Here is a 26,505-nt window from a genome sequence, read left to right on the forward strand (position 1 = left end):
CGCTTTGACCACAGCCCGTGCGAGCAGCTCAGCTTTCGCTCGCCGCCGCCCGGTCCTCGGTCCTGATCCAGGCCATCATCAACTCCCAGGCCACCGACAGGATGATCGGCCCGATGAACAGGCCGACGATGCCGTGGGCGAGCGTGCCGCCGATCACGCCGACGAAGATCACGATGGTCGGCGTGGTGAGGCCGCGCCCCATCACCAGCGGCTTCAACATGGTGTCGATGAAGCCGACGAGGACGAGAAACACGGTGAGCAGCAGCGCCGTGGTGACGTCCTTGGCGGTCCAGATCCAGATGATCACCGGCAGGATCACCAGGAACGCGCCGATCTGCACGATCGACAGCAATAGCACGATGAAGGCGAGCAGGCCGGCGCTCGGCACGGCTGCCATCTTGAAGCCGATGCCGGCGAGCAGCGCCTGCACGATGGCGACGCCGATCACGCCTTGCGCCACGGCGCGGATGGTGGCGCCACCAAGCTCGAGAAAATGCTCGCTCTGCTCGGGCACGATGCGAAACAGGAAGCCGCGCCCGGCCGCAACCAGCCGCGGCCCATGCGGAAACAGGAAGCCGGCGACGAACACCGAGACCAGAAACTGGAGCGTGCCGAGGCTCGCATCGCCCGCAAGCGACAACAGGGGTCCCGCCAGCGGCTGGAGATAGGGCGCGACCTCGCGCAGCACCGCACGGATGTTGTTGTAGGCCTGATCCCAGAGATCGTAGAGCCAAGGGCCGACCACCGGCCACGACTTGAGCTGCTCCGGCGCCGACTGCAGCGCGAGGTCGCCGGTGCCGAGCTGCTTCGCCAGTTCGCGCGCACCGTCCACCGCGCTGAGGCCGAGCCAGGTCGCCGGGCCAATGACGATGCCGAGCGTGATCAGGGTGAGGATCGCGGCCGCAGTCTTCGGGCGGCCGCCGAGGATCTTGGCGACCCAGCTGAAGGCCGGATAGAACGCGACCGCGAGCACGGCGCTCCAGGCCAGGATCGGCACGAACGGGCGGATGATCAGGAAGGTCCAGATGATCAGYAGGCCAAGCAGGCCGACCCGGATCAGGAGCTGGATAATGTCCTCTCCCGTCAGGAGCTGACGGAGACTTTTCACGGGCACGCCTTTCCTTGCGGCATTGACGCGGGTTCCGACACTTGCGCGGCAAAGCGTTATTGCCAGCCGCGCATCCGGCGTCAAGACGACCGGACCCGCGGCGGCGCAAGGGATCGGACCGCTGCGCCGCCCGGCGCGGCATCAGCTGTCGCCGAACGGGTTGGTCCAGTCGGCCGAGCGGTGGCGCTCCRTCCGCTCAGAAGTGGTAGTTCACGCCCACCGTGCCGGTCTGGATGTTCAGCTTCACATTGGCTGGAGTCGCCACCAGATTGCCTGTCGTCACCGGCTGCTCGGTGATCGTGCCGAAGCCCATATAGTTGTACTCGGCCCGCACCGACCAGTTCGGCATGAACATCCACTCGATGCCGCCGCCGGCAAGCCAGCCGGTGCGATTGAAGCTGCCCGAGGCGGAACCGGCGAGCGGGCCGGCAAGGCCGTTGTTGACGCTATACTTGTCGCGGGTGAAGGCCGCGCCACCCTTGGCGTAGAGCAGCACGCGGTCGAAGGCGACGCCGAAACGGCCGGCGACCGTGGCGATGTAGTCGTTCTTCAGCGACAGGTTGAAGCCGGCACCGCCACCGAACGGGCCGCCGGCATTGAGTGTGACGCTGGACCAGGCGCCGGTGCCTTCGAGGCCGATCACGAAATTGCTGATCTGGTAGTTGCCGCCGATCTGGCCCCCGACGATGCCGCCGCTGGCCGTGGCCGAGCTCCAGGTCGCTGTCGGATCGGTCGGGTCGATGCCGGTCCATTTGCTCCAGGCGCCGCCGCCATGCGCGCCGATGTAGAAGCCGGTCCAGCTGAAGATCTGGGCCGCCACCGGCGCTTTGACCGGCGCGGGCGCAATGATGTCAGCTGCACATGCTGGCGTTGCCAATGACAGCAGCGCAGACGCCAAAACCAGTTTCTTCCGCATGATCTCACCCCCAAATTGTCCGCCCTCCGACCGAGGCGACGATGAAATCTAGCTGTGGGATCAAGCGCGCGCTTGGACCAATCGGCGGCGCGATTTGGACTGACGGGCGCTCGTCAGACCCGGGAAGCTCCTGCAACGCCGCGACCGGAGCCCGGTTTGGCTAACGGCGATTAACCGGATTTCCCGAGGTCAGTTTACGCCGATGCAAATCCCCGCACCTACGCTTCTCGCCAACATTCAAAAACACTGATGTGCAATGGCCAACAGCATCTGGACGACCGAAGAATTCACCTGCGCGGGTTGCAGCATGAACTACACCGCGACACGGGAAGAGCACAGCGAAGCCCACACCGGCAGCTTCAAATGCAGCATCTGCAGCGGCGTGGTGCACACCTGGTCGGGGAAGCATCACTTCTTCGGCTGGCGGGCGGTGAAGACAAAACCGCCGGTGTTCGGACGGCGCTGGGCGGGCGTGCAGTGGTAGGCCAGTGGAGCTCAACAAACGAAAAATAAGTTGGCTTGGAAGATGTCCGACGCGGGCCGAGACAATGGGAATCTTGTTCGCGCTCGCCCTGATTTGCATTTCCGCTGTCGTGCTTGTGTGGTTCCCATCCGCCAATCAAGCCACAGGCTTCGGCTCAAATTGGAAATGCAAGAGCATCCCCAATAGTGAGCCGGTCTGCATGAAGACGATCAACCCGTAGCTACCGTCGGGACACCGGGCGCCCATCGTCAAGCCCTCATCGCAATTGCATTCCACTTTACCGAATTTCAGATTTATCGCACACGACACACCCTGGCCCGAGACAAGGGGCGGATCGGGCGCGCGCATCTCCAGCGCACGGACCTGCGGGTGCCAGTCGGCGCCCGGCCTTTCCTGCGCCCTTGTTTCGACGAGACCAAAAGGACGACGCAAGACTCGGGCGAAATGCGCCGCGAGAAGGCGACGTCATGTCTGCCATCCGCCCATCGAGGTGCGCCTTCTGCTACGCCGAGACACCGGATAAACTCCCCCTCCCCGCAACAGAAGCCGACACGCAAATGACCGCCCCCTTCGTTCCCCAGATCGCCCTCTACCGCAACTGGCTCGCCGAGCAGCGTGGCCTCTCCTTCGCGAATTACGAGGAGATGCGGCAGTGGTCGGTGCGCGATCTCGACGGCTTCTGGCGCAGCATCTGGGACTATTACGATCTGCAATCGCCGACGCCGTTTGCGGCCGTGATCGCCGAGCGCAAGATGCCGGGCGCGGTGTGGTTTCCCGGCGCGCAGGTCAACTATGCGCGGCAGGTGTTCCGGCATGTCGAGGCCGCCGACGCCGCCGGCCTGCCCGCGATCGTCAGTAGCGGCGAGGACGGCAAGCTCAACGAAACGAGCTGGCCGGAGCTGCGGCGCAAGGCGGCGGCGCTCGCGCTGCATCTGAAGGATCGGGGTATCAAGCCCGGCGACCGGATCGCGGCCTACCTGCCCAACATCCCCGAAACCATCATCGCGTTTCTGGCGAGCGCCAGCATCGGCGCGGTCTGGAGCGTCTGTGCGCCCGATATGGCTGCGCCGGCCGTGATCGACCGCTTCAAGCAGATCGAGCCGAAGGTGCTGATCGCCTGCGATGCCGTCACCTATGCCGGCCGCCGGCATGATCGCAAGGACGTCGTCGCGGAGCTGCGGCGATCGCTGCCGACGGTCGAGCACGTCATCCTGCACAGCGAGGCCGCGCCCGCAGCGCCGGACGCCCGGCTCGCCGACATCGCCGCAAGGACAGGCGCCGCGATCGACGCGTTCGAGCCGGCCTGGCTGCCGTTCGATCATCCGCTCTGGATCGTCTATTCCAGCGGCACCACCGGCCTGCCGAAGCCGATCGTGCACGGCCATGGCGGCATCGTCATCGTGGTGCTGGCGCTGCTGGGCCTGCACAACGACCTCGGCTGCTCCTACCACGCGAACTCGTTCGGCGAGCGCTATCACTGGTACTCTTCGACCGGCTGGATCATGTGGAATTCGCAGGTCGGCGGCCTGCTCAGCGGCACCACCTGCTGCATCTTCGACGGCAGCCCGGGCGGCACCAAGGACAAGCCGGACTGGACCACGCTGTGGCGGTTCGTGGCACAGTCGAAAGCGACCTTCTTCGGCGCCGGCGCGGCGTTCTTCGCCAACTGCGCCAAGGCCGAGATCGATCTCACTGCGGCCGGCGATCTGTCGCGGCTGCGCTGCCTCGGCTCGACCGGCTCGCCGCTCAGCGCCGATACGCAAGCCTGGTTCAACGATCGCTTCGCGGCGTTGTCGAAAATCAACGGCAGCAAGGCGCAGGCCGACATCTGGTGGGCGAACATCTCCGGCGGCACCGATTTTGCCGGCGCCTTCATCGGCGGCAACCGCGAACTGCCGCAGACGCCGGGCGCGATGCAGTGCCGCCTGCTCGGCGCGGCGGTCGAAGCCTTCAGCGAGCAGGGCCGCGCCGTCATCGACGAGGTCGGCGAGCTCGTCTGTACCGAGCCGATGCCCTCGATGCCGCTCCGTTTCTGGAACGACAGGGGCGATGCGCGCTATCGCGCCAGCTATTTCGAGACCTATCCGGACAATTTCGACGGCAGCGGCCGCGGGCCGGTGTGGCGGCACGGCGACTGGCTCAAGGTCAATCCGGACGGCTCCTGCATCATCTATGGCCGCAGCGATGCGACCATCAACCGGCACGGCCTGCGCATGGGCACGAGCGAGCTCTATTCCGCGATCGAAGCGCTGCCGGAGGTGCTGGATAGCCTCGTCGTCGACCTCGAATATCTCGGCCGCGACAGCTACATGCCGCTGTTCGTGGTGCTGCGCGAGGGCACAGCCTTCGACGCTGCGATGCAGGCCAGGATCAACAAGACGATCGAGGCCGGCCTGTCCCGGCGATTCCTGCCGAACGAGATCTTTGCCGTCGCCGAGATCCCGCGCACGCTCTCGGGCAAGAAGCAGGAGCTGCCGATCAAGAAGCTGCTGCTGGGCCAGCCCGTCGAAAAGGTCATCAACAGGGAGGCGATGGCCAATCCCGCCTGCCTCGACTGGTATCTCGCCTTCGCCCGCGATTATCTCGCCCGAACCGCGGCGTAGCTTCGATCAACCGCCGCCGAAATTGGAGGGATCGAGATTCCTGTTCTCCGACGGCGGGATCGGCGGCCACCCGGGAAATTTGTACCAGCCGGGCGGGACCGGCGCGTCCTCGGGCAGATGGGCGACGACGTGATGGCGCGGGCGGGCATGATGCGCCGGCGCGGCAGCCGCCGACAGACATGTTGCAATCAGGAGGACCAAAGCCAGGATAGACCGCATCATACGTGCTCCAGACGTCCACCCGGGCACCATGTGGTGCGGGAACCACGCTGGAACGATGCGTCGCAACGTCACGATGTCTCACATCGGCGGCATCGCTGCTGCCACGAGACGCCGGAGATCAACCCAATTGCGCCAATGGCGTTTGGATTCCGTTCACCGATCGCCGCTAGATCAGAATGGATCCTCCGCGACGAACAGCAGCTATGGCCGATCTCAACGCAGTCCTCTCCAGGCTCAACGACCGCCTGCTCCGCCTCGAAGGCGAGCTGTTCGTGCTGCGCTCGCTGGCGCGCGCGACGCTGACGGCGGGCGACGACCATGCGGCGCGCATGCGCAAGCTGGTCGAGGCCGCAAAGGTCGCGCTCGACGACGAGGCCAAACGTGAGCTCGACAAACCGACGCGCAAATATGTCGATGCGGCAACCGCGCTGGTGGAGGAACTGCTGGTCGAGCCGACCCAGGCACGGCCGCTGTTCACCGTCATCGACGGTGGCCGGCGCGACTGAGCGCGTCAGATCGGACGTATCCCGCGAGGATCCACGGACTGGGCCTTCAGCCGGCTGAGCCCCTCCTCGATGATCGCGATCTCCTCGTCGATCTTGCCGATCGGCAGGCTGAAATCATAGCCGGACCTGCTCTTCAGATCGACCGCGAGCCGCTGCCTGTGCATCATCAGCTCGTCCAGCCCACGGCGGTTCTTCAGCCGCACATAGGCGTCCACGATCTGCTCAATTGCGCTCGGCATGAAATCGGTCCCGGCAAAAAAGCCCGCGGCGCACCCACGCCGGCGGGACATTTTTGGTGTCGCGGTACGCAATACAAATCCGCGACGGATTCGTCGATACGACAGGCAGGTTGAGAACGCGTTACCGTTTGATGATTTCGCGATGGCGCCGGCATGAAAAGCCGCTGGCGATCACTCGCCAGCGGCCAAAGCCGGGTTCGAAAACGGATTCGGAATCAAATTTGGCCAGCCCCGGTTAGTGCATTCTAGCGGCACACGGGGGCTGCTTATGTCAGAAATGAAACAGAGGAACCGGCGGATACATCATTTGCTGTCGATGTGGCCGCCCGGCAACGCTAATCCGTGACGCAAAAATACTTGCGCGGCAGCCTGCGGTAGGCGCTGTAGCGGTAGTACGGCCTGTAGGCGTAGCCGCGATAGAGTGCGGGCGGCTCCTCGCCGTAATAGGCGTCGTGGTAGAAATTATAGACCGGCCCTTCGACGCAACGATAGGCATCCCACGTCGGACCGATGAACGGCGCCACCCCGACCTCGGGCGGGACCGCCGGATACGGCCCGCCGGCGCGCGCGGGCGTGGCTACGCTCAGTGCCGCGAGAAGGAAAAACCACGCGCTTCGCATGCGCTCGCTCCTGATACGGTGCAATACGCGCATGGAAGCACCGGAACGGCCGGCTGCGCAATCGCGGAGCCCGTCGCGCCCCGCGCCCGGTGCATTGTTGATAACCGGCACAAACCGCCCGCGGCTGGTGACAGGACGCACCGACGTGTTATCGGGGGATGACGCAGTTGCGAGACGGATCGGACACCCATGCGCATTACCCTCGTCGGCTCCCGCCATTTCGGCGTGACCACCCTGAACATGCTCCGGGAGCACGGCGTCCCGATCGTGCGGGTCGTCGTGGCCGACGCCGAGGATCGCCTCGCGGCGAGCGCCAAGGCGGCTGGCATCGAGGTGACGGTCCAGGCCAATCCGAAGCTGGTGGTCGCCTCCGAAATCGGCCCCGACACCGACCTGATCATCACCGCCCACAGCCACGCCCGGATCGGCAAGGACGCCCTGGCCGCCGCGAAGTACGGCGGGATCGGCTATCATCCCTCGCTGCTGCCGCGTCATCGGGGCAAAGCCGCTGTGGAATGGACCATCAAGGAAGGCGATCCGATCGCCGGCGGCACGATCTATCATCTTGCCGACCGCATGGACGCCGGCGCCATCGCCGCCCAGGACTGGTGCTTCGTCAGGAAGGGCGAGACGGCTCGCGAACTCTGGGAGCGTGCGCTCGCTCCGCTCGGCCTCAAGCTGCTGGCCGACGTGATCGACTACGTCAAGGTCCACAAGGCGCTGCCCTCCAAGGTTCAGGACGAGCAGTTCGCCACCTTGGCGCCAAGTCTTTCGTGAGTCCCTTCCGCAGTCCTTCCCCTGAGTCTCTCCTGACGTTTACCCTTAACGTGAAGGCGCGTTGATTCTGCTTCGAAAATTGGAGCCGGAAACACAAATAAACTATTGTTTCCACTGGAACAATTTTCGCTTTGGCAATGCAACAAATTTCCGTCACATTTGGGCCGAATAAGCGTCAGCATATCAGACAGATTCAAGGACGGAATTCATGCGTTTTGGTCGCATTACGGCATTCTGTGCCGCTTCAGTTATCACCCTCGCCGCTCCCGCTTTCGCCCAGACCCCCTATGACGGCAACTGGCATGTCACCATCGTGACCAAGAGCGGTACCTGCGAGCCGACCGCGAGCTCCATGCTGACGGTTGCCGACGGCAAGATCACCGCGCCCGGCGCTAACGTTTCCGGCACCATCGGCAGCGGGGGACTTGTGAAAGTTTCGATCAATGGTGCATATGCCAACGGTCAACTCAGCGGCAACGCCGGATCGGGGAAGTGGAATGGAGCATCTGCAGGCATACCGTGCAGCGGGCGGTGGGAAGCATCGCGCCAGTAAGAAATTCGGGATCAGCGTCGTAAGCCGGCGGCTGCTGATCGCGGCCGCCGTTTTGTTTGCGGCGGGGATCGCCAACTCTGAGAGCAAGGCCCAGTCCGGCCCGTTCGCCCCGCTGGCGGGGAGCTGGAGCGGTGCCGGCACCGTCACGCTCGATGACGGCTCGACCGAGCGGATCCGCTGCCGGGCCAGATACGCCCCGATCGGACCGACGATGGAGATGTCGCTGACCTGCGCCAGCGACGCCTACAAGTTCAATCTCGGCGCCAACGTCAGGGCTGAAGGCGGCACCATCGCCGGCAGCTGGTCCGAGGCCAGCCGCAACATCTCCGGCTCGCTCCAGGGCCGCGGCGCCGGCGGAAACTACGACCTGGTCGCCTCGACCGCCGGCTTCAACGCCAACATCTCGCTGAAGACGTCCGGCAACAAGCAGAGCGTCACGATGCGCGCGGACAGCCAGTTCCGCGGCGCCAACATCTCGCTGTCGCGCTAAGGCGGACCGCGTTCAAGCCAAAAGCCCCGGCGATTCCGCCGGGGCTTTTTTTATCCGTTTTATACGTTCGGCACGAACGCCGTGACCTCGATTTCGACCTTGGCGCGCTCGTCCACGAGACCGCCGATGTAGAGCAGCGTCGAGGGCGGAAAATTGCGCCCCAGCGTTTCCTTCCAGGCCGCGCCGATGCCGGCGCCCGCGGCCTCATATTCGCTGCGGCTGGTCAGGTACCAGGTCAGGCGGACGATGTGCTCCGGACCGGCTCCGGCCTCGCCAAGGAGCTTGATGATCCGCTTCAGCGCGGTTGCGACCTGCGCCGCCATGTCAGGCGCGTAATTGCCGGTCTCGTCGCCGCCGGTCTGCCCGGCCAGCACCACCCAGCGGCCCGGCCCTTCGGCCACCACGCCGTGAGAAAAGCCCCGCGGTTTCTTCCATTCGGCCGGCTGCAAGATTTGCATGAGCGAAGATCTCCCTTTTCTTGTTGTTCAATGATGCCTTAGCACGCCGCCCTGCATCGCTGCATCCGCAGTTTTGGCCGTTGCAAACGCCGGCGATGTCGCCGATACCGGCCCTCCCCTCGGGCTCGATCACCCGCACCAGCAACGATGACCGCGACACCGTCCAAAACGATGGCTGCACTGTGGATGGCCGGCTGGCTGGCGCTGATGCTGGTCATGGCGGTTGCCGGCCGCGAGACCACGCGCGAGCTGAACGTCTTCCAGATCATGGAAGTGCGCTCGGTGATCGGCTTCACGCTGCTGCTGCCGATCATCTACCGGGCCGGCGGTTTCAAGGCGGTCGCGACCAAACGCCTGCCCCAGCACCTCGCGCGCAACGGGGTCCATTATTTCGCGCAGCTCGGCTGGTTCTACGCACTGACGCTGATCGGGATCGGTCAGGTCGTCGCGATCGAATTCACCATGCCGATCTGGACTGCGGTGCTGGCCGCAACGTTTCTGTCCGAGCGCATGACCGTTTGGAAGATCGCCGCCATCGCGCTCGGCATCGTCGGCGTTGTCATGATCGTGCGGCCCGCCACCGGCGAGATCAATCCGGGCCAGTTGATCGCACTCGGAGCCGCGATCGGCTTCAGCATTTCCATGATCTTGGCGAAATCGCTGACCCGGACCGAGAGCGCATTGTCGATCCTGTTCTGGATGATCGTCGTGCAGATGGTCGTGGGCCTGCTGCCGACGCTCTATGTCTGGACCTGGCCGTCAACCACTCTCTGGGGATGGCTCTTCGTCATCGGGGTCTGCGGCACATTCTCGCACTATTGCCTCGCCAGCGCGCTCCGCTACGCGGATGCAACCATCGTGGTGCCGATGGACTTCCTGCGGGTGCCGCTCACCGCGACTGTCGGCTGGCTGCTGTATTCGGAGCGGCTCGACGCCTGGACCGTGCTCGGCGCGACGCTGATCCTGTGCGGCAATCTCCTGAACCTGAAGCCGACTGCCCCGGTTCCCGCCCGCGCGCAGTGAACCCGCGCGCAGCCTCACGCGACAAAAACGAAGTGGCCGTGTGATCTGGATCACGTTGGAGGGTCTTTCCATCGTGCACATTCGGCCACACAGCAGCGGGTTGAATACGACGTACTGCCGTTTTGGTGGCGCGAAGTCGGGCACTTCGTGTAGGTTCGTTGCCAATTTGTTGCTGCCTGCAATTCGATTCTGTTGGGGATTTCAGATGCGCACTCTCACCCTGCTCGTTTCGCTGATGTGCATGGCACTGTCGGTCAGTGCCGCGAAGGCCGACCGCCGTGTCGCCTTCGTCGTCGGCAACGGCTCCTACAAGAACGTCGCACAATTGCCGAACCCGCCGATCGACGCCAAGGCGATGGCGGCGACCCTGCGCAATGTCGGCTTCGAGGTGATCGAAGGATCCAACCTCACCCGCGACCAGATGACGGAGAAGCTCCTGGACTTCGGCCGCAAGGCGCAAGGCTCCGATGTCGCAGTGTTCTATTACGCCGGCCACGGCATCGCCGTCAGCGGCAGCAACTACCTCCTGCCCGTCGACGCCGACATCAAGTCGGAGATGGACGTCAAGCTCGGCGCAGCCATCAATATCGACCTGACGCTCGAGCAGACCATGGGCGACGCCAAGGTCAAGCTCGTCTTCCTCGATGCCTGCCGCGACAATCCGTTCGCCGCCAAGATCAAGTCGAACTCGGCAACGCGCAGCGTCAACGTGCAGAGCGGTCTTGCCGAGATGAAGTCGGGCGAAGGCACGCTGATCGCGTTCGCCACCGGCCCAGGCCAGACCGCGCTCGACGGCCAGGAGGGCAACAACAGCCCGTTCACACGCGCACTGATCGACAACATCACCAAGCCYGGCGTCGAGATCCAGCAGGCGATGACGTCGGTGYGCGCCCAGGTCAACGAAGAGACCCGTAAGGGCCAGCTTCCCTGGGGCCACACCAACCTGATCGGCGCGGTCTATCTCAACCCGTCGCAGCAGACGCAGGTTGCCAACGCAGCCCCGACCGCTTCCGGAAACGTGCCGGCGGCAGCGAGCAGCTCCGACGGTGTCGAGCTCGAGTACTGGCGCTCGGTCAAGGAATCCAACAAGCCGGAAGAGCTCAACGCCTATCTCTCGGCCTATCCGAACGGCCAGTTCAAGGCGCTGGCGCTGGCGCGGCTTGCGGCGATCAAGAGCGGCCCGTCCACGGCGACCCGCAATCTGAACTCCGGGATCGATCCCGCCACCTTCACCGACGACTCCACCCAGCTCACCGAGGACCAGATCGGCCTCGACAAGGGCCAGCGCCGCGACGTGCAGCGCCGCCTGACCGGGCTCGGCTTCGACACCAAGGTGACCGGTGCCTTCACCGACGAGACCCGCTCGGTGCTGAAGCGCTGGCAGGCCGCCCGCGGCTATCCGTCGACCGGCTACCTCAACAAGCTCCAGCACAAGGCCCTGCTGTCCGAGATCGTGGCGGCCGCGCCGGCCACCGCGAGCGACGACAGCGCGAAGCCGGCCCGGCGTGCTGCCCCGGCCCAGGCCCAGAGCGGCGCACCGGTTCAGCATCGCAACAGCGGCGGCGGCGATGCCGGCGCGGCCTTCGTCGGCGGTGTCGTCGGCGGCATGATGGGCGGCATGTTCCGCCGCTGAGGCGGGACCCGGCTCCAAAACGCAAAAAGGCCCGGCGAGAGCCGGGCCTTTTTCGTGGTGGCAATGGCTAGTAATCTTGGGTGAACCAAGGCACTAGCGTCCGGATCCGCGGCATCGCCTGCATCGTAATGCTCGTCCGAGCCATCTCCGCGATGCGCGGCGCCAGTGATGAGAGATCGCCACGGCGGGTCACCAGAAGCAGCTCACGAAAAAATCCGGGGCCCGGCAGAGGGAGAGCGCTGACTTGACCAGCGTGAGCGAGCCCCTGCAACAGACACAGCGGCGTGGTGATCGCTACGCCCATCCCGGTGGCGACCATGGCGACCAGGCTGTCCGAGGTGTCAAACTCAAAGGCCCGCGGTGGGCGAATGCCCAAACGGCTCAGGTGGCGCTCGACCTGAGCGCCTGCATAGGAGCGTTCGCTGTACCGGACCAGGCGATGCCGGGTCAGGATCTCCCGCAAATCAAGGTCAGCAAATTCGGCTTCCAATCCGCGCGGCACCACCAGCAGATTTGGCTCGCGGTAAAACGGGAAGCGCTCGATATCATACAGGTCATCCATCGCATCGCATGTGATCGCCGCGTCGATCGTTCGGTGGACCAGCGCCTCGGCATGCGAGTGAGCAAGGCCCGACCAAACGGACAGACTCAGTGCGACCTCGCCCGTCATGAGCTCCTTGACGAGGTGTGCGCCGACCGTGGCGGCATAGGAGTCGATGAGGCCGAGCCTCAGATCGACACGCTCAGGCAGTTTCGCTGCGTCCCGGAGTGCGCTGAGTAACGTGTCAAAGTCGCGATTCAGATCGCGAACACGGCCAGCAAGGATGCGACCCGCCCGCGTCAATGTAAGCGGCCTCCGGCTACGGTTGAAGAACGCGACGCCGATCGAGGCCTCGGCCCGCCGCACAGCCTGAGAAACCGCTGATTGCGTCATCCCGAACTGACGGGACGCCTGAAGCATGCTGCCGGACTCCGCGACGGCAGCGACAATCTGCAAGCTTCGCAAGTCTGGAACAGGTGGCGTCATATCCATAGCTTAAGCAGAAGTCATATTAACATGCAAATTGCCTTCATTATATGAATTATCCTTGTAGGAGAGCCGCATCCGAAAGCAGACTTCGGATCGTCCTAACAATTGAGCAGTCCCGATCCATGAGCGAGCAAGCGGATATTCTGGTGATCGGCCTCGGTGCCATGGGCAGCGCGGCCCTCTATCAACTGGCCAAGCGAGGGGTAAAGGCGGTTGGCCTCGATCGCTTTGCCCCGCCCCACACGATGGGATCCAGCCACGGCGAAACCCGCATCACCCGGCAGGCGGTCGGCGAAGGCCGCGATTACGTGCCCCTGGTGCTGGATACGCACCGGATCTGGCGTGAGCTCGAAGCCGAGACGTCTGCCGAGCTGCTGAACCCATGCGGCCTCGTCGTCATAGCGCCCGGTGTCGGCGAGACGTCGCACCACGGCAAGCCGGATTTCGTCGCGCGCTCGATTGGGGCCGCGCGTGACTTCGGCATCGCGCATGAAGTGATCGACGGGCGAGAGGTGGCTCATCGCTTCCCGCAGTTCCTGAATCTCCAGGGCAACGAGAAGGCCTATTACGAACCCGGCGGAGGGTACGTTTTTCCGGAGCGCTGCATCAAGGCGCAGCTGACGCGCGCGGAGCAGCTCGGCGCAACGATCCGCACGGGAGTCGAGGTTCTCTCGATCGCGCAGCGCGGCCCCGCCGTTCGGGTGGAAACGTCCTCGGGCACATTCGAGGCGGACCAGGTGGTGGTGTCGGCAGGCGGCTGGAATTCCCACCTGCTCGGCGCGCCGTTTGATCGCGTGCTCACGGTGAAGCGGCAGGTGCTGCATTGGTACGAGCTCGACGATACCAGCGCGTATCGCGCCGACGCCCCTGTGTTCATCTGGATGCATGGCGCGACGGATGTCGACTACCTCTACGGCTTCCCGCCGCTGCCTGGCGATCGTCGTCTCAAGGTCGCGACCGAGCAGTACGAGACCAACACGACGGCCGACGCCATCGACCGCACCGTCGATCCCGCGGAATCGGTTGAAATGTACCGGAAGCACGTCGCGGGGCGGCTCGCCGGCGCCACGCCGCGCGTCGCGCAGGCGGCTGCCTGCATCTACACGGTGACGCCCGATCGGGGCTTCATCATCGACCGCCATCCCGACCAGGACCGGATTTGTGTCGTCTCGGCGTGCTCGGGCCACGGCTTCAAGCACTCGGCAGGTATCGGCAACGTCGTCGCCGGGATGGTGACCGGCGGTCGAAGCGCGATCGACCTCAGCCCATTCTCCATCTCCCGTTTTTCGTGACGTTTGGCACGAGCCTTGTATCTTGAACAAGCGCGCTCAACGCGCGTCGTGATCACAATCCTGGAGGCGTCATCCGATGAGAGACATTGTCCGTTCCATGATGACAGGCATCGCGGCGCTGCTGATGCTTGGCAGTGCCCAAGCCGCCGATGGCGTCGATGCCATCAAGCAGCGCGGCACGTTGAATGTCGGCGTCAAGGCTGACTACAAGCCCTTCGGCTTCCGCGATCCCACGGGAAACGTGGTCGGCATCGAGCCGGATCTCGCCGCAGACATTGCCAAACGCCTCGGCGTCAAACTCGAACTCGTTCCGGTCGCGGCCTCCAACAGGATCGAATTTCTTCAGCAGGGAAAGGTCGACCTGCTGATCGCGACCATGTCGGACAGGCCGGAACGCCGTCGCGTGGTTCAAGCCATCGAGCCGCTGTACTATTCGGACTATGTGAACATCCTTCTCAACAAGAAGTCCGGCATCAAGGACTGGGCCGAGCTCAAGGGAAAACCCGTCTGTGCAACGTCGGGGGCCTGGTACAACAAGGACGTTGCCAAATCCTACGGCCCCGAAATCGTTGCGTTTGACGGCTCGGAGAAGCCTCTGTTCGCCATGAAGCAGGGCAACTGCATCGGCTATGTCTACGATCAGACCTTCCTGCAAGGCAAGCTGCTCGAGGACGAGTGGAAGGCGGACTACGACTTGCCCCTGAAAGGTATTTTGCCATCGCCATGGATGATCGCTGTCRCGCTCGATAATTCCAGCCTTCAGAAGCTGCTCGAAGATATGACAAAGGACTGGATGAAGACCGGCTTCATCGTGGCAGCGGAAAAGAAGTGGGGCATTACGCCGACCGAGTATTCGCTGCTCATGCACGAGCAATACAAGGACAAATAGACGCGCAGAGCGGAGCGCCAGATCCGTCTTGCGCTCCGAACAGGTCGAGCCAATGCACTGATACGAGGCATCGCCTCAACAGTTTGGTGTCGCGCAAAATGCACGAAATCGGCGACTGGTTTCAACGGCTCTACGAAACGACGGGGCTGAATTTCTCCGTATTCTACGATGCCTACGATTGGGACCGCTATTTCGGCGGGCTCAAGATGACGTTGCTTCTGAGTGTCACGACCATCCTGCTGAGCCTGATCATCGGCGCGGTCGGCGCCTTGCTGCAAGGCAGTCCGTCCATGCTGCTGCGGTTGCCCGTCAATGCTTTCGTGGTGGTGTTCCGCAACACGCCGCCGCTGGTCCAGATCTTCTTTTTCTATTTCGGCCTCGGCACCATGCTCCCGGCCGTCGAGGCGGCAGGCATGCGCGTTCCGCTGCTGAGCAACGTCCAATGGGCCATCATTTCTCTGTCGCTGTTCGCGGGCGCCTTCAACGTCGAAATCTTCCGCTCAGGCATCGAGGCGGTGCCGAGGACGACGCTGGAAGCCGCGGAGGCGCTCGGATACACGCGCCTTAAGGCTTACGTCCATATCGTCCTTCCGCTGGCCATTCGCGTCTGCCTTCCCGCACTGAACAACAACCTCGTCAACCTGCTCAAGACGACCACCCTCGCCTACGCGATCGCCGTTCCCGAGACGCTGTATGCGGTCAAGCAGGTCTGGTCGGAATCGCAGAACGTCTTCGAAATGATGGTCGTATTGCTGGCGACCTACGGCATCCTTGTCGGCGTCCTCGTCTGGCTGATGCATCGCTGGGAGCGAGCGATGCGCATCCCGGGATACGCCCGATGAAAGGCGCCCAGCCCGAGCACAGGCTTGCCGTCCTTCTGCCGTATCGTCCCGTGCCGACCCGGATGTCCGTTCGGATCGGCCCGCTGGCCGCCGCGATCCTCGGTTTCTGCGCCATCATGGCCGCGTCCACCGCGTGGGCGCAGACCGGACCGGCGGTGCTGTCCCCGCTGCAAGTCATTGTGAAGTGGTCGCCGCTGCTGCTGCGCGGGTTCGCCTTCAACATCCTGATCTCCCTGCTGGCCATGCTGCTGGGGACCATCGCCGGGCTTGGCCTGGGTCTGGGGTTGTTGTCGGAGTTTCGACCGCTCGCCGCCGTCAGCTGGCTCCTGACTCAATTCTTCCGCAACGCACCCTGGCTGGTGCTGCTGTTCTTCGTCATGTTTCTGGTGCCCTTCCAGGTCACCCTCTTCAAGACGACCATCCCCTTGCCGGACTGGATCAAGGCGACGGTGGGCTTCGCATTGCCGGTCATGGCGAACGTCGCCGAGGTCGTGCGCGGTGCCGTCCGCTCCATTCCGTCGACGCAATGGGAGGCGGCGGAATCGCTCTCGTTCACGCGGCGCCAGACGATGTGGCTGATCATGCTGCCACAGTGCATCAAGCGCATGCTGCCGCCCTGGATGAACGTCTATGCGCTGGTCGCGATGTCGACGGTGCTGGCATCGATCGTCGGTGTTTCGGAAATGCTCACCCTGACTGCGCAGGTGCATGCCGCCGAAGGCGGCAGGCCGGAGCTGTTCGCTCCGCTCTACGGTTTCGCGCTGCTGTGTTTCTTTCTCTACTGTTATCCGATCAACCTCTGGACCGCGCGTCTCGAGCGTCGGTTCCGCATACGCTGAGGGAGCAGTGCATGGCCACGAGCTGGACTCCGGATCAGCCCATCGTCCAATGCGTCGACGTCAGAAAGTCGTTCGGAGCTCTCGAGGTCCTGAAAGGCATCAGCCTGTCGGTCAAAAAGAGCGAGGTGATCTGTATCATCGGCCCGTCCGGATCAGGGAAATCCACGCTGATCCGCTGCATCAATGCCCTTCAGCCGATCTCGTCCGGCAGCATTCAGATCGAAGGCATCGAGGTGTCCGATCCCAGGCTCGACAAGCTGGCGCTGCGCCGCAAGGTCGGGATGGTCTTCCAGCAGTACAATCTTTTCCCGCACAAGACCGCGCTCCAGAACGTGATGATGGCGCCGATCCATGTTCTCGGCCAGAAGCGTGCCGAGGTCGAAGCGCGCGCCCGGGCGCTGCTTGCCAAGGTTCGGCTCGCGGGGAAGGAGGATACCTATCCCGGCGAGCTCTCCGGCGGACAGCAGCAGCGCGTGGCCATCGCCCGCTCGCTGGCGATGCGACCGGACATCATGCTGTTCGACGAAGTTACGGCCGCCCTCGATCCGGAAACGGTCAAGGAGGTCCTGGTCACCATCCGGGAGCTTGCCGAGGATGGCATGACATGCCTCCTCGTCACCCATGAGATGAACTTCGCGCGTGAGGTCGCCGATCACGTCTACTTCACCGACCGCGGTGTGATCGTCGAGCACGGGCCGCCGGAAGCCTTGTTTACGGCGGCCAAGGACGAGCGAACGCAGCGGTTTCTGTCGCAGGTCCTCTGAGTTCGCCGGCGCGCCGCCCTTCGGCGCCCCTGGGCAGGAGGCGCTACTTCCCCGCCGCCTTGCGCAGCGCCTCGTTGATGCGGTCCTGCCAGCCGGGACCGCCCTGCTGGAAGAACTCCAGCACGTCCTGGTCGATGCGCAGCGTGACCTGCTCCTTGATTCCCGGCGCCACGTTCGGCTTCGGTGGCGCCACGGCGACCTTGGCGGTCACCTTCTTGAACGCCGCCTCGGCCTCCGACCGCGCATCGCCAAGCGTGCGCGGCCGCCTCGGTTGATCCGTCATGTCCTAGATTCCCTCAAACAGAGCCGTCGAAAGATACCGCTCGGAGAAGGACGGCACTATAGCCAGAATGGTTTTTCCCGCAGCTTCCGGCCGCTTGCCGATCTGGAGCGCAGCTGCGATCGCCGCGCCCGAGGAGATGCCGCCGGGAATGCCCTCATGCCGCGCCAGCGCCCGGGTGGTCTCGATCGCGGTCGTCGAGTTGATCTTCACGATCTCGTCAATCACCGAGCGGTCGAGGATGTCGGGCACGAAGCCGGCGCCGATGCCCTGGATCTTGTGCGGCGTGTGCTGGCCGCCTGAGAGCACCGGGCTTTCCTCCGGCTCGACCGCCACCACCCGCAAGGACGGCTTGCGTGGCTTGAGCACCTGGCCGACGCCGGTGATGGTACCGCCGGTGCCGACGCCGGCGACGAAGATATCGACGTTGCCGCCGGTGTCGTTCCAGATCTCCTCGGCGGTGGTACGGCGGTGCACCTCGGGATTGGCGAGGTTCTTGAACTGCTGCGGCATGACCGAATTCGGTGTCGTCTTCAGGAGCTCCTCGGCGGTCGCGATCGCGCCCTTCATGCCCTGTGCCGCCGGCGTCAGCACCAGCTCTGCGCCGAGAAAGGCGAGCATCTTGCGCCGCTCGATCGACATCGATTCCGGCATCACCAGCTTGAGCCGGTAACCGCGCGAGGCCGCGACAAAGGCGAGCGCGATGCCGGTGTTACCCGAGGTCGGCTCGATCAGCACGGTGTCAGGCTTGACGATGCCGGCCTTCTCCATCGCGATGATCATGGCCGCGCCGATGCGATCCTTCACGCTCGCGGCGGGATTGAAATATTCAAGTTTTGCCAAAATCGTCGCGTTGACGCCGTGCATGCCCGGCAGCCGCTGCAAGCGCACGATCGGCGTGTCGCCAAAGGCCTCGACGATCGAAGAGTAGATCCGGCCGCGGCCGGGCTGGTGCGCTGCACCCGTGTTGGACGATGCGTCCATGATGAACTCCCTGTGACGACAATTTCTGTTTCTGCAGCGTCTCTTGCGCAGTAACGGACAGCTTGGGACGACACGCAAGCGACAATGCGGCACATGTTAAATACGCTGCATCGCAAAATCGCGTGAGCTGTAATTATCAGAAAACCAACGCATTTGTGTTGCGACCTCGTCAACTGATTCGGTCTATGTTAGACTTAGGTCTCAAAGCAGAGAGGTCACCACGATGTCAGCAGTCGCTGAAGTGTTGTCGACCGTCGCACATCACCGCGCCCCGCGTTGCAGCGAGTTGCCGACCTGCGCCGTCTGCGCCGACTCGATGGTCGCCGCCGAAGCATCCGCCTACATCTCCGACCATATGATCAGCTATCTCTGGACCTGCGACAATTGCGGCTACGGCTTCGTGACCAAGCACGCCGTCAAGCAGCGGATCGTCTGCAACTGACTAGCGCGGGGCGATGTCGCCCCTCGCCCAGTCCTGGCGCGTACGCTGGTAGAACTCGTCGAACGTCCCGTGTGCGATCGCGTCCCTGATGCCCTGCATCAGGAACTGGTAGTAGGCGATATTGATCTCGGAGAGCAGCATGGCTCCCAGCGTCTCGCCCGCCTTGACGAGATGATGCAGGTAGGCGCGCGCGTAGTTGCGCGCCGACGGCCAGGAACTCTCTTCGTCGAGCGGACGCGGATCGTCGGCGTGGCGCGCGTTGCGCAAATTGACCTGGCCGAAGCGCGTGAAGGCAACGCCATGACGGCCATTGCGCGTCGGCATCACGCAATCGAACATGTCGATGCCGCGCTTGACCGCTTCGAGGATGTCATCGGGCGTGCCGACGCCCATCAGGTAGCGCGGCCGCTCTCTCGGCAGCATCGGTGCGGTCTCGTCGATCATCGCCAGCATGACCGCCTGTGGCTCGCCGACGGCAAGACCGCCGATCGCATAGCCGTGGAAACCGATTGCAACGAGGCCTTCGGCGCTGGCGTGACGAAGCTGCGGCACGTCGCCGCCCTGCACGATACCGAACAGCATGTAGCCGTCCGGCGCACTCTCGAAGGCGCGCTTGCTTCGCTCGGCCCAGCGCAGCGACAGCCGCATCGCCCGTTCGATGTCGTCCCGCTCGGCCGGCAGCCGCACGCATTCGTCCATCTGCATGGCAATGTCGGAGCCTAGGAAGCGCTGCACCTCGATCGAGCGCTCCGGTGACAGCTCGACCTTGGCGCCGTCGATATGCGAACGGAATGTGACGGCGTTCTCGGTGACCTTGCGCAGGTCCGACAGCGACATCACCTGGAAGCCGCCGGAATCCGTCAGCATCGGCCCGTTCCAGCCGGTGAACCGCTGCAGGCCGCCGAGCGCCGAGATCCGCTCGGCGCCGGGACGCAGCATCAGATGATAGGTGTTGCCGAGCACGATGTCGGCGCCGGCCTCGCGCACCTCGCGCCAGTGCATGCCCTTCATGGCGCCGGCGGTTCCGACCGGCATGAAGGCCGGCGTCCGCACCACGCCATGCGGCGTGGTCAGGCGCCCGGTGCGCGCGGCGCCATCGGTGGCGAGCAGCTCGAAGTGATTGGGTAGACCGGTGTCAGGAAGATTCATGGTCGTGCTTATTGCGTGTCGGAAGAGGCTGATCAACCCGCTCGGACCACGCCAGAGCCGGCTTGTGGCTCAGAGCGGGACACATTTGACGCCGACTTGATCGCCCGGCGCGCTTGCCAAACAAAACGATACAGTGTAGTTTTTGCGCGGGGCTGGACGAGATGCCGCGGTGAATTTTGCCGGCGGCAGTATTTGTGTGATCGCCAGCCACCGACAATGCCCTCCGCTTCATGTTCGACCGAAATGTCCGGCCCCTCGCGCGGCTGGATCAGACAGACAGGCGTCCGCCTGACCGGATTCCTGGTTCTGGTATGCAGCTTGGCACTCGGCGCCTGCACCTCCCTGCCCCGCACGCCCTATACGGCCGCTGAGGCCAGCACGTCGCGCGTGCTCGATATCGACGGCTTGCGCCGCTACGCCGACGAGCCCGTCACGAAATTCAGCTTCGAGAAGGACACCAGCACCGCGACGAAGTCCTATCTGGCGCTTTCCGGCGGCGGCGCCGATGGCGCCTATGGCGTCGGCGTGCTGAGCGGCTGGACCGCTGCCAGAACCCGTCCCACCTTCTCGGTCGTCTCGGGCGTGAGCACCGGCGGCCTGATCGCGCCCTTTGCGTTCCTCGGCTCGCAGTATGATGACACGCTGAGGGAGGTCTACACCAGCGGCATCGCGGAGAGCCTCCTGAACGATCCCAGCATCATGCGTGTGCTGTTCGGGTCCGGCCTGTTCGGCAACACGCGGCTGCGCGAGCTCGTCGCCCGCTATGTCGGGCCGGAGATCATGGCGCAGGTCGCGCGTGAAAATGCCAAGGGCCGAAAGCTGCTGGTGGTGACCACCGATCTCGACACCCAGCGGACCGCCATCTGGGACATGGGCAAGATCGCAGCGGTCGGAACACCCGAGGCGCTAAAACTGTTTCGCGACGTGATGGCGGCTTCCGCCAGCATTCCCCTGGTGTTTCCGCCCATCATGATCGACGCCGAAGGYCAGGGCCGCAGATTTCAGGAGATGCATGTCGACGGCGGCGTGACCGCGCCGGTGCTGACGCTGCCGGAAGCCCTGCTCTCCCAGGACCGCCTGCCCGGCAACGCGCGGATGAACATCTACATCCTCGTCAACAAGAAGATCGAACGCAATTTCGAGCTCGTGTCCAACAGCACCATCGACGTCGCCTCGCGCAGCCTGTCGTCGATCACCCAGTCGCAGACGCGCTCGATCATCTTCTCGACCTATGATTTCGCCAAGCGCAACAATCTCGGCTTCCACCTCTCCTACATCGCGCGCGATTACCCCGCGCCGCCTTCGGAAGGGTTCGACACCGCCTATATGCGGGCGCTGTATCAGTACGGATACGAGAAGGCTGCCTCCGGCCAGGCCTGGACTTCGAAGCTGCCGTGATCTCTCGTGACGGAACGAGACCGTGCCGAAACCGTTGACGATACGGCCAATTCGGCCAGATTCGCGATGACGCCCCCGCTCCTGCGCGATATAGAGCGAATGACGACGATTAGAAGCGCGCAGGAATCATTGGGCATGGGATTGACTGCGACCAGGACAAAGCCGGCAACGCCACGGCGCGAGGTGCCGAAATCACGCGGCGGCCGCCCGACGAAAACCGCTGCGATCGAGCGCGATCAGCGGCTGATCGAGGTCGCCACCCGCCTGTTCCTGGATCGCGGCTTCGACGCGACCTCGCTCGACGCGGTCGCGGAAGCCGCTCGGGTCAGCAAACCCACCGTCTATTCCCGTTACGGGGACAAGCGCGGCCTGTTTGCCGCCGTGCTGAGGCGCGAAATCGCGCGCTGGCTTGCGCCGCTATCGGCAGCCGCCGAGACGCAGCTCTCCAGCGCCTCGGACATTTCCGTCGAGCAGCGGCTGGTCGAGATCGGGCGCGAGATGCTGACCTTCACCTGCGGGCCCGATGCCGTCGCATTCAGCCGTATGATGACGTCGCAGGCCATCAACTTCCCCGACATCGCCAAGCTCGGCAAGGAGGAAGGCTGGCTGAAGGCCGTCGCCACCACGGCCCGCTTCTTCGACCGTCTGGTGGCGCAGGGCGCACTCGACGTCGACGACACCACGATCGCGGCAGAGGTGTTCCTCGACGTCGTCGTCGGTCACACCCACCGCCTGGCGACGTTCGGCACGGCGCTGGAATTGAAGGCCGCCGAGAAGCGCATGCGCGCGGCGATCAAGCTGTTCCTGGCCGGCGCGCTGGGACCCGCGGACCGCATCCAGAGCGCCGCAAAGGGCACACAGCGGCGGCGCCCGTCCCGCTGACAATTCCGTGAGGTTGCGACGTTTCCCCCTGGAGGTTACGCCCGCGTCGTTGACCAAAACAAAACGATACGGTATGGTTTAGTTATAAGCGATACGGACCGCTTTTTCACCAGCCCCAAAGGGGTCCGTACCGCCCAAGATCGCCGTGCCGGGTCCAGCCCGCTGCGACGCTCCGCGGCCGGCCGATGCCCAAGGTCGGCCGCGAATTCTTTACGATCATCCGGCACACTCGCTGGCCGAGGGTTTCGAGCATGACGACAGCCAAACGATTGACCTTGCGATTACTTGCGATCGCCTTGCCCGCGCTGCTTCTTGCCGCGCCGGCGCGGGCCATCGTCACCACGGGCACGCCGACCGCGCTTCACGGCGACACAGATGGTGATGCCGAGGCAGACCGCCAAGCGGTCAGCCGCGAAATCGAACGATTCCGCAGCTCGTCGATCTCGATCAGCCAGGCCATGGCGATTGCGGAAGCCCGTCATGCCGGCGCCACGACGGCGGATGTGAGTTTCGACGGAGCCTCCGGCGTGCCGGTTTACCGGGTGAAGACCCTGCACAACGACCGCATCTGGCGCCACACCATCAACGCCGCAACCGGCGAGCTCGTCGGCGGCGAAGCCGCCCTCCCCCTCGCCGAACTCGATCTCGACGACCGCAGCAACCTCGCAGCGCTCGGTGCCATCAAGCACCGCCTTGCGGATGCCGTGCACGTCGCCGAACGTGCGGCCTCGGGCAAGGCGATCAGCGGCGGACTGGTGCGCGAACGCGGCCGGCTGAATTTCGCGATCGTCGTCATCAGCGGCGACAACCTCAAGGAGGTCATCCTGGAGCCGCCGGGCGCCCGGACGAAATAGCGGCGGCCACAATCCCGCCGAAAAGCCATTGACGGGCGCGAAACTCTCCCGCATAAGTCGCCGCCATGTTCACGACCACCAAACGCACGACTAAAACCACCACGGCCTTCGGGGCCCGGGGAGGCGTGCGCGCGTAGGTCGTCGACTTAAACGCAATCCACTCTACCGAAGCTCCGACCTCTGGTCCGGGGCTTTTTTGTTGTCTTCAGCTCAATGCAATGGAGGAGAATGTGAGTAACGATCCCGTCGTCGCGATTGTCGGCGTCACCGGTGCGGTGGGCGCCGAATTCATCGCCACCATGGACGACCCCAACGTGCCGCTGGTGATCCCCGAGATCAACGCCAACCGCATCCGCGACCACAAGGGCATCATCGCGAACCCGAACTGCGCCGCCATCACCGCGCTGGTGCCGCTCTGGCCGATCCACCAGAAGAACGGCATCAAGCGCGTCATCATCTCGACCTACCAGGCGGCCTCCGGCGCCGGCGCCGCCGCGATGGACGAGCTCGTCGAGTCCACCCGCGCCAATCTCAACGGGCAGGTCTATACGCCCAAGGTCATGCCGCACCCCTACGCCTTCAATCTCTTCAACCACAACACGGCCGTCGATCCTGAAACCGGCTACAACGACGAAGAGACCAAGGTCATCAAGGAAACCCGCAAGATCTTCGAGGACGAGAAGATCGCGATCGGCGTCACCTGCGTCCGCGTGCCGGTGCTGCGCGCCCATTGCGAGGCCATCACCTTCGAATGCGAGAAGCCGATCAGCGAGGACCAGGTCCGTGCCATCATGGCGCAGGCGCCCGGCGTGAAGCTCGTCGACGACCGCGTGAAGAACTACTTCCCGATGCCGATCGACGCTTCGGGCCAAGACGACGTCCTGGTCGGCCGCATCCGCAAGGATCTCAGCGATCCCTCAGGGCATTCGATCTCGATGTTCGTGGCGGCGGACCAGCTGCTCAAGGGCGCCGCGCTGAACGCAGTGCAGATCGCGGAGCTCTTGCCGCAGCGCGTGATGGCGTAACGCAAGGTGCCGTAGGGTGGGCAAAGGCGCGCAAGCGCCGTGCCCACCACTTCTCTCGCGCATTTAAGAAAGATGGTGGGCACGCTTCGCTTTGCCCACCCTACGGCGCCGAAATTAGTCGCGCGCCCGAAACAACAAGCACGCATCCCCGTACGAATAGAACCGGTATCCTTTCGCGATCGCGTGCGCGTAAGCCCGCTGCATCGCCTCGAGCCCGGAGAACGCCGACACCAGCATGAACAGCGTCGACTTCGGCAAATGGAAATTGGTCAGCAGGATATCGACGGCACGGAAGCGATAGCCGGGGGTGATGAAGATCGACGTCTCGGCCGCGAACGGCTGGATGGTGCCGTCCTCGCCGGCCGCGCTTTCGAGCAGCCGTAGTGACGTCGTGCCGACGGCGATGATGCGCCCGCCATTCTGCCGTGCGGTGTTGAGCCGCTCCGCCGTCTCGGCCGAGATYGTCCCCCACTCAGCATGCATCTTGTGGCCTTCGGTGTCGTCCACCTTCACCGGCAGAAACGTTCCGGCACCGACGTGCAGCGTGACGCGGTTGATGCCGACGCCGCGGTCGCGCAGCGCCTGCTCCAGCGCCGGGGTGAAATGCAGGCCCGCGGTAGGCGCGGCGACGGCGCCTTCGTTCGCAGCAAACATGGTCTGGTAGTCCGCGAGATCCTGATCGTCGGGCGTGCGCTTCGAAGCGATATAGGGCGGCAGCGGCGGGCTGCCGAGATCTTCGATCGCCTGATCCAGCGCCGGGCCGTGAAACGAGAATGACAGTGTCACTTCACCATCGGTGCCCTTGGCCTCGACCTCGGCGTCGAGATGGCCGAGCAGGCAAACCTTGCCCTCGTTGCCGAAGCGGATGCGGTCGCCTGCCACGAGCTTTTTTGCCGGCTTGACCAGTGCCTGCCAGCGCGAGCCGTCGAGGCGCTTGATCAGCGTCGCCTCGATCTTGGGCTCGGTCTCGCGGCCGATGCGGCGGCCCTTGAGCTGCGCCGCGATCACCTTGGTGTCGTTGACGACGAGCTGGTCGCCCGCCTTCAGCCATTGCGGCAGCTCGGAAATGAGCTGGTCGCGCAGCGCGCCACCTTCCACGACCAGCATCTTCGCGGAGTCGCGTGGGCTCGCCGGGCGCAACGCGATGCGCTCGGCGGGCAGATCGAAATCGAAGAGATCAGTGCGCATGTCGGGCTCAGCGCCACGCAGTCAGACCCTCATGGTGAGGAGGCGCGTAGCGCCGTCTCGAACCATGAAGGCCGAGCCGCAACAGCGGGGCCTTCATCCTTCGAGGCGCGCGTTCCGCGCTCCTCAGGATGAGGGTTGAGCGGTTACTCCGCGTCCGCGGCCATCCGCGCCTTGACGATCTTGTCGGGGTTCTGGACGGGCTCGCCGCGCTTGATCTTGTCGACGTTCTCCATGCCCTCGGTGACCTTGCCCCACACCGTGTACTGGTTGTCGAGGAAGCGGGCGTCGTCGAAGACGATGAAGAACTGGCTGTCGCCGGAATCGGGGCTGGCGGCGCGGGCCATCGAGGTGACGCCGCGCACGTGCGGTTCCTTGTTGAACTCGGCCTTCAGCTTCTTGCCGGAGCCGCCGGTGCCGGTGCCCTGCGGGCAGCCGGTCTGCGCCATGAAGCCCTCGATCACGCGGTGGAACACGATGCCGTCGTAAAAGCCCTCGCGGACCAGTTCCTTGATGCGCGCGACGTGGCCAGGCGCGAGATCGGGCCGCATCTCGATGGTAACGGGGCCCTGCGTGGTCTCGAGGATCAGGGTGTTTTCGGTGACGCTCATGCTCGTCTCTCTTGCGTTGGGGGTGAAGTCTTCCGGTTACGGAACTGGATCGCGAATGGACGTCCCGCGGCGGCGCCAGCCATTGCATCGGTAAATGGCATCGGCGTGCAGCGTTGCAGCGCCTCCATCACCGCGACCCGGTATTGCAGCCGGTCATTGTCGGAGGCCTCCGCGGATTCATAGGTAATCCTCGGATGGCCCAGAATGTTTCCGGCCCGGTTAAAGCTCACGACGACGGTGATGTCGATAGGGCGAGCCTTGCTGGGCGGCGGCGGCTTCCAGCAGGTCCGCAAGTGCAGGAAGATGTCCTGGATGGTGTTGACCTCTGCGTCTCCGGCGGCCGCGCCGGAAACGCCTGAAAGCAGCAGCGCGGCAGYCAGCAGAAGCCTATTGCCACAGCGCGCCAT

Annotated in this window: 31 protein-coding genes; 18 read left to right on the forward strand and 13 right to left on the reverse strand. The window is 64.2% G+C overall.

All coding sequences use genetic code 11. From position 1 onward, the window contains the following. Positions 1 to 28 precede the first annotated feature (28 nt). The gene (locus AB4Z51_RS09005; RefSeq protein WP_063983192.1) at positions 29 to 1,114 is read right to left on the reverse strand and encodes an AI-2E family transporter; all 1,086 of its coding nucleotides are present in this window, start codon (positions 1,112 to 1,114) and stop codon (positions 29 to 31) included. 190 nt (positions 1,115 to 1,304) lie between these two features. Beyond that, a complete protein-coding gene (locus tag AB4Z51_RS09010) occupies positions 1,305 to 2,024 on the reverse strand; it encodes an outer membrane protein (protein WP_135213690.1) in 720 nt (239 codons plus the stop codon). 256 nt (positions 2,025 to 2,280) lie between these two features. Here AB4Z51_RS09010 and AB4Z51_RS09015 point away from each other — a divergent pair, with 256 nt between their 5' ends. Together AB4Z51_RS09015 and AB4Z51_RS09020 are read left to right on the forward strand one after the other, a co-directional pair. Continuing rightward, positions 2,281 to 2,508, forward strand: a complete 228-nt coding sequence (locus AB4Z51_RS09015) for a hypothetical protein (protein ID WP_135213691.1) — start codon at positions 2,281 to 2,283, stop codon at positions 2,506 to 2,508. Positions 2,509 to 3,065: 557 nt separating this feature from the next. After that, positions 3,066 to 5,111: an acetoacetate--CoA ligase gene (locus tag AB4Z51_RS09020; protein ID WP_135213692.1), complete on the forward strand. Its 2,046-nt coding sequence runs from the start codon at positions 3,066 to 3,068 to the stop codon at positions 5,109 to 5,111. Between the two features lie 6 nt (positions 5,112 to 5,117). On the opposite strand, the gene AB4Z51_RS09025 is transcribed toward AB4Z51_RS09020, so the two are convergent. Next, complete coding sequence (locus AB4Z51_RS09025) at positions 5,118 to 5,333, reverse strand: hypothetical protein (RefSeq protein ID WP_244623042.1); 216 nt, start codon at positions 5,331 to 5,333, stop codon at positions 5,118 to 5,120. 203 nt (positions 5,334 to 5,536) lie between these two features. Between AB4Z51_RS09025 and AB4Z51_RS09030 the strand changes: the two genes are divergently transcribed. After that, positions 5,537 to 5,839 carry a hypothetical protein gene (locus AB4Z51_RS09030; RefSeq protein ID WP_063983186.1) on the forward strand — a complete coding sequence of 101 codons (303 nt, stop codon included), beginning with the start codon at positions 5,537 to 5,539 and terminating at the stop codon, positions 5,837 to 5,839. A 5-nt stretch (positions 5,840 to 5,844) separates the two neighbouring features. Here AB4Z51_RS09030 and AB4Z51_RS09035 read toward each other — a convergent pair whose 3' ends face one another. Both AB4Z51_RS09035 and AB4Z51_RS09040 read right to left on the reverse strand, forming a co-directional pair. Continuing rightward, positions 5,845 to 6,078 (reverse strand): hypothetical protein, encoded by a 234-nt coding sequence (locus AB4Z51_RS09035; RefSeq protein ID WP_135213693.1) that lies wholly within the window; start codon positions 6,076 to 6,078, stop codon positions 5,845 to 5,847. Between the two features lie 335 nt (positions 6,079 to 6,413). Beyond that, positions 6,414 to 6,698 (reverse strand): hypothetical protein, encoded by a 285-nt coding sequence (locus AB4Z51_RS09040; RefSeq protein ID WP_063986359.1) that lies wholly within the window; start codon positions 6,696 to 6,698, stop codon positions 6,414 to 6,416. 189 nt (positions 6,699 to 6,887) lie between these two features. Between AB4Z51_RS09040 and AB4Z51_RS09045 the strand changes: the two genes are divergently transcribed. From AB4Z51_RS09045 to AB4Z51_RS09055, 3 genes are all read left to right on the forward strand, one after another. Then, positions 6,888 to 7,475: a formyltransferase family protein gene (locus tag AB4Z51_RS09045; RefSeq protein ID WP_063983185.1), complete on the forward strand. Its 588-nt coding sequence runs from the start codon at positions 6,888 to 6,890 to the stop codon at positions 7,473 to 7,475. A gap of 208 nt (positions 7,476 to 7,683) precedes the next feature. Next, positions 7,684 to 8,028, forward strand: a complete 345-nt coding sequence (locus tag AB4Z51_RS09050; RefSeq protein WP_014495138.1) for a hypothetical protein — start codon at positions 7,684 to 7,686, stop codon at positions 8,026 to 8,028. Then, complete coding sequence (locus AB4Z51_RS09055; protein ID WP_167767902.1) at positions 7,973 to 8,518, forward strand: hypothetical protein; 546 nt, start codon at positions 7,973 to 7,975, stop codon at positions 8,516 to 8,518. The genes AB4Z51_RS09050 and AB4Z51_RS09055 overlap by 56 nt, the downstream gene beginning before the upstream one ends. A gap of 59 nt (positions 8,519 to 8,577) precedes the next feature. Here AB4Z51_RS09055 and AB4Z51_RS09060 read toward each other — a convergent pair whose 3' ends face one another. After that, positions 8,578 to 8,976, reverse strand: a complete 399-nt coding sequence (locus AB4Z51_RS09060) for a RidA family protein (RefSeq protein WP_071913733.1) — start codon at positions 8,974 to 8,976, stop codon at positions 8,578 to 8,580. 147 nt (positions 8,977 to 9,123) lie between these two features. Here AB4Z51_RS09060 and AB4Z51_RS09065 point away from each other — a divergent pair, with 147 nt between their 5' ends. After that, positions 9,124 to 9,999 (forward strand): DMT family transporter, encoded by an 876-nt coding sequence (locus AB4Z51_RS09065; RefSeq protein WP_135213695.1) that lies wholly within the window; start codon positions 9,124 to 9,126, stop codon positions 9,997 to 9,999. Positions 10,000 to 10,204: 205 nt separating this feature from the next. Further along, positions 10,205 to 11,632, forward strand: coding sequence for a caspase family protein (locus AB4Z51_RS09070; RefSeq protein ID WP_441497303.1), 1,428 nt, complete (start codon positions 10,205 to 10,207; stop codon positions 11,630 to 11,632). 67 nt (positions 11,633 to 11,699) lie between these two features. Here AB4Z51_RS09070 and AB4Z51_RS09075 read toward each other — a convergent pair whose 3' ends face one another. Further along, the gene (locus tag AB4Z51_RS09075) at positions 11,700 to 12,665 is read right to left on the reverse strand and encodes a LysR family transcriptional regulator (protein WP_343287528.1); all 966 of its coding nucleotides are present in this window, start codon (positions 12,663 to 12,665) and stop codon (positions 11,700 to 11,702) included. Positions 12,666 to 12,784: 119 nt separating this feature from the next. On the opposite strand from AB4Z51_RS09075, the gene solA reads away from it, so the two are divergent. The 5 genes from solA (at position 12,785) to AB4Z51_RS09100 (ending at position 17,288) form a co-directional block, all read left to right on the forward strand. After that, positions 12,785 to 13,954, forward strand: a complete 1,170-nt coding sequence (solA, locus tag AB4Z51_RS09080; protein WP_135213697.1) for an N-methyl-L-tryptophan oxidase — start codon at positions 12,785 to 12,787, stop codon at positions 13,952 to 13,954. Between the two features lie 76 nt (positions 13,955 to 14,030). After that, a complete protein-coding gene (locus AB4Z51_RS09085; RefSeq protein WP_441497304.1) occupies positions 14,031 to 14,843 on the forward strand; it encodes a transporter substrate-binding domain-containing protein in 813 nt (270 codons plus the stop codon). A gap of 98 nt (positions 14,844 to 14,941) precedes the next feature. Further along, complete coding sequence (locus AB4Z51_RS09090; RefSeq protein ID WP_166096643.1) at positions 14,942 to 15,685, forward strand: amino acid ABC transporter permease; 744 nt, start codon at positions 14,942 to 14,944, stop codon at positions 15,683 to 15,685. Next, positions 15,682 to 16,524: an amino acid ABC transporter permease gene (locus AB4Z51_RS09095; protein ID WP_166096644.1), complete on the forward strand. Its 843-nt coding sequence runs from the start codon at positions 15,682 to 15,684 to the stop codon at positions 16,522 to 16,524. The genes AB4Z51_RS09090 and AB4Z51_RS09095 overlap by 4 nt, the downstream gene beginning before the upstream one ends. Before the next feature lie 11 nt (positions 16,525 to 16,535). Continuing rightward, positions 16,536 to 17,288, forward strand: coding sequence for an amino acid ABC transporter ATP-binding protein (locus AB4Z51_RS09100; RefSeq protein WP_038955459.1), 753 nt, complete (start codon positions 16,536 to 16,538; stop codon positions 17,286 to 17,288). A gap of 43 nt (positions 17,289 to 17,331) precedes the next feature. Here AB4Z51_RS09100 and AB4Z51_RS09105 read toward each other — a convergent pair whose 3' ends face one another. Then, entirely contained in the window at positions 17,332 to 17,571 is a 240-nt protein-coding gene (locus tag AB4Z51_RS09105; protein WP_028152108.1) for a BrnA antitoxin family protein, read from the reverse strand. A gap of 3 nt (positions 17,572 to 17,574) precedes the next feature. Further along, positions 17,575 to 18,552, reverse strand: a complete 978-nt coding sequence (gene cysK / locus AB4Z51_RS09110; RefSeq protein ID WP_166096645.1) for a cysteine synthase A — start codon at positions 18,550 to 18,552, stop codon at positions 17,575 to 17,577. Between the two features lie 223 nt (positions 18,553 to 18,775). Between cysK and AB4Z51_RS09115 the strand changes: the two genes are divergently transcribed. Continuing rightward, positions 18,776 to 18,994, forward strand: coding sequence for a hypothetical protein (locus tag AB4Z51_RS09115; protein WP_028152106.1), 219 nt, complete (start codon positions 18,776 to 18,778; stop codon positions 18,992 to 18,994). Here AB4Z51_RS09115 and tgt read toward each other — a convergent pair whose 3' ends face one another. Further along, a complete protein-coding gene (gene tgt, locus AB4Z51_RS09120; RefSeq protein ID WP_038932997.1) occupies positions 18,995 to 20,143 on the reverse strand; it encodes a tRNA guanosine(34) transglycosylase Tgt in 1,149 nt (382 codons plus the stop codon). It lies immediately after the preceding gene. A gap of 243 nt (positions 20,144 to 20,386) precedes the next feature. Here tgt and AB4Z51_RS09125 point away from each other — a divergent pair, with 243 nt between their 5' ends. From AB4Z51_RS09125 to AB4Z51_RS09140, 4 genes are all read left to right on the forward strand, one after another. Beyond that, the gene (locus AB4Z51_RS09125; RefSeq protein WP_167767903.1) at positions 20,387 to 21,541 is read left to right on the forward strand and encodes a patatin-like phospholipase family protein; all 1,155 of its coding nucleotides are present in this window, start codon (positions 20,387 to 20,389) and stop codon (positions 21,539 to 21,541) included. A 135-nt stretch (positions 21,542 to 21,676) separates the two neighbouring features. After that, positions 21,677 to 22,423, forward strand: a complete 747-nt coding sequence (locus tag AB4Z51_RS09130) for a TetR/AcrR family transcriptional regulator (RefSeq protein ID WP_135213700.1) — start codon at positions 21,677 to 21,679, stop codon at positions 22,421 to 22,423. A gap of 251 nt (positions 22,424 to 22,674) precedes the next feature. Continuing rightward, complete coding sequence (locus AB4Z51_RS09135) at positions 22,675 to 23,277, forward strand: PepSY domain-containing protein (protein WP_167767904.1); 603 nt, start codon at positions 22,675 to 22,677, stop codon at positions 23,275 to 23,277. Between the two features lie 218 nt (positions 23,278 to 23,495). Next, the gene (locus AB4Z51_RS09140; protein WP_441497305.1) at positions 23,496 to 24,302 is read left to right on the forward strand and encodes an aspartate-semialdehyde dehydrogenase; all 807 of its coding nucleotides are present in this window, start codon (positions 23,496 to 23,498) and stop codon (positions 24,300 to 24,302) included. Between the two features lie 114 nt (positions 24,303 to 24,416). Here AB4Z51_RS09140 and queA read toward each other — a convergent pair whose 3' ends face one another. The 3 genes from queA to AB4Z51_RS09155 all read right to left on the reverse strand — a co-directional run bounded on the left by queA (position 24,417) and on the right by AB4Z51_RS09155 (position 26,505). Then, positions 24,417 to 25,490: a tRNA preQ1(34) S-adenosylmethionine ribosyltransferase-isomerase QueA gene (gene queA, locus AB4Z51_RS09145; protein WP_135213703.1), complete on the reverse strand. Its 1,074-nt coding sequence runs from the start codon at positions 25,488 to 25,490 to the stop codon at positions 24,417 to 24,419. A gap of 143 nt (positions 25,491 to 25,633) precedes the next feature. Further along, positions 25,634 to 26,098 carry a peptidylprolyl isomerase gene (locus tag AB4Z51_RS09150; RefSeq protein ID WP_129271760.1) on the reverse strand — a complete coding sequence of 155 codons (465 nt, stop codon included), beginning with the start codon at positions 26,096 to 26,098 and terminating at the stop codon, positions 25,634 to 25,636. Next, complete coding sequence (locus tag AB4Z51_RS09155) at positions 26,095 to 26,505, reverse strand: hypothetical protein (RefSeq protein WP_441497306.1); 411 nt, start codon at positions 26,503 to 26,505, stop codon at positions 26,095 to 26,097. Before AB4Z51_RS09155 ends, AB4Z51_RS09150 begins: the two co-directional genes overlap by 4 nt.

Origin of the sequence: Bradyrhizobium sp. 2TAF36, assembly GCF_052114925.1 — a bacterium.
In the GTDB taxonomy this organism is placed as follows: domain Bacteria; phylum Pseudomonadota; class Alphaproteobacteria; order Rhizobiales; family Xanthobacteraceae; genus Bradyrhizobium; species Bradyrhizobium barranii.

Bases quoted from the DNA above. Each gene is read 5' to 3' on its own strand.
- AB4Z51_RS09010 (WP_135213690.1), bottom strand. From the start codon at position 2,024: ATGCGGAAGAAACTGGTTTTGGCGTCTGCGCTGCTGTCATTGGCAACG.
- AB4Z51_RS09015 (WP_135213691.1), top strand. From the start codon at position 2,281: ATGGCCAACAGCATCTGGACGACCGAAGAATTCACCTGCGCGGGTTGC.
- AB4Z51_RS09020 (WP_135213692.1), top strand. From the start codon at position 3,066: ATGACCGCCCCCTTCGTTCCCCAGATCGCCCTCTACCGCAACTGGCTC.
- AB4Z51_RS09025 (WP_244623042.1), bottom strand. From the start codon at position 5,333: ATGATGCGGTCTATCCTGGCTTTGGTCCTCCTGATTGCAACATGTCTG.
- AB4Z51_RS09030 (WP_063983186.1), top strand. From the start codon at position 5,537: ATGGCCGATCTCAACGCAGTCCTCTCCAGGCTCAACGACCGCCTGCTC.
- AB4Z51_RS09035 (WP_135213693.1), bottom strand. From the start codon at position 6,078: ATGCCGAGCGCAATTGAGCAGATCGTGGACGCCTATGTGCGGCTGAAG.
- AB4Z51_RS09040 (WP_063986359.1), bottom strand. From the start codon at position 6,698: ATGCGAAGCGCGTGGTTTTTCCTTCTCGCGGCACTGAGCGTAGCCACG.
- AB4Z51_RS09045 (WP_063983185.1), top strand. From the start codon at position 6,888: ATGCGCATTACCCTCGTCGGCTCCCGCCATTTCGGCGTGACCACCCTG.
- AB4Z51_RS09050 (WP_014495138.1), top strand. From the start codon at position 7,684: ATGCGTTTTGGTCGCATTACGGCATTCTGTGCCGCTTCAGTTATCACC.
- AB4Z51_RS09055 (WP_167767902.1), top strand. From the start codon at position 7,973: ATGGAGCATCTGCAGGCATACCGTGCAGCGGGCGGTGGGAAGCATCGC.
- AB4Z51_RS09060 (WP_071913733.1), bottom strand. From the start codon at position 8,976: ATGCAAATCTTGCAGCCGGCCGAATGGAAGAAACCGCGGGGCTTTTCT.
- AB4Z51_RS09065 (WP_135213695.1), top strand. From the start codon at position 9,124: ATGACCGCGACACCGTCCAAAACGATGGCTGCACTGTGGATGGCCGGC.
- AB4Z51_RS09075 (WP_343287528.1), bottom strand. From the start codon at position 12,665: ATGGATATGACGCCACCTGTTCCAGACTTGCGAAGCTTGCAGATTGTC.
- solA (WP_135213697.1), top strand. From the start codon at position 12,785: ATGAGCGAGCAAGCGGATATTCTGGTGATCGGCCTCGGTGCCATGGGC.
- AB4Z51_RS09090 (WP_166096643.1), top strand. From the start codon at position 14,942: ATGCACGAAATCGGCGACTGGTTTCAACGGCTCTACGAAACGACGGGG.
- AB4Z51_RS09095 (WP_166096644.1), top strand. From the start codon at position 15,682: ATGAAAGGCGCCCAGCCCGAGCACAGGCTTGCCGTCCTTCTGCCGTAT.
- AB4Z51_RS09100 (WP_038955459.1), top strand. From the start codon at position 16,536: ATGGCCACGAGCTGGACTCCGGATCAGCCCATCGTCCAATGCGTCGAC.
- AB4Z51_RS09105 (WP_028152108.1), bottom strand. From the start codon at position 17,571: ATGACGGATCAACCGAGGCGGCCGCGCACGCTTGGCGATGCGCGGTCG.
- cysK (WP_166096645.1), bottom strand. From the start codon at position 18,552: ATGGACGCATCGTCCAACACGGGTGCAGCGCACCAGCCCGGCCGCGGC.
- AB4Z51_RS09115 (WP_028152106.1), top strand. From the start codon at position 18,776: ATGTCAGCAGTCGCTGAAGTGTTGTCGACCGTCGCACATCACCGCGCC.
- tgt (WP_038932997.1), bottom strand. From the start codon at position 20,143: ATGAATCTTCCTGACACCGGTCTACCCAATCACTTCGAGCTGCTCGCC.
- AB4Z51_RS09130 (WP_135213700.1), top strand. From the start codon at position 21,677: ATGGGATTGACTGCGACCAGGACAAAGCCGGCAACGCCACGGCGCGAG.
- AB4Z51_RS09135 (WP_167767904.1), top strand. From the start codon at position 22,675: ATGACGACAGCCAAACGATTGACCTTGCGATTACTTGCGATCGCCTTG.
- AB4Z51_RS09140 (WP_441497305.1), top strand. From the start codon at position 23,496: ATGGAGGAGAATGTGAGTAACGATCCCGTCGTCGCGATTGTCGGCGTC.
- AB4Z51_RS09150 (WP_129271760.1), bottom strand. From the start codon at position 26,098: ATGAGCGTCACCGAAAACACCCTGATCCTCGAGACCACGCAGGGCCCC.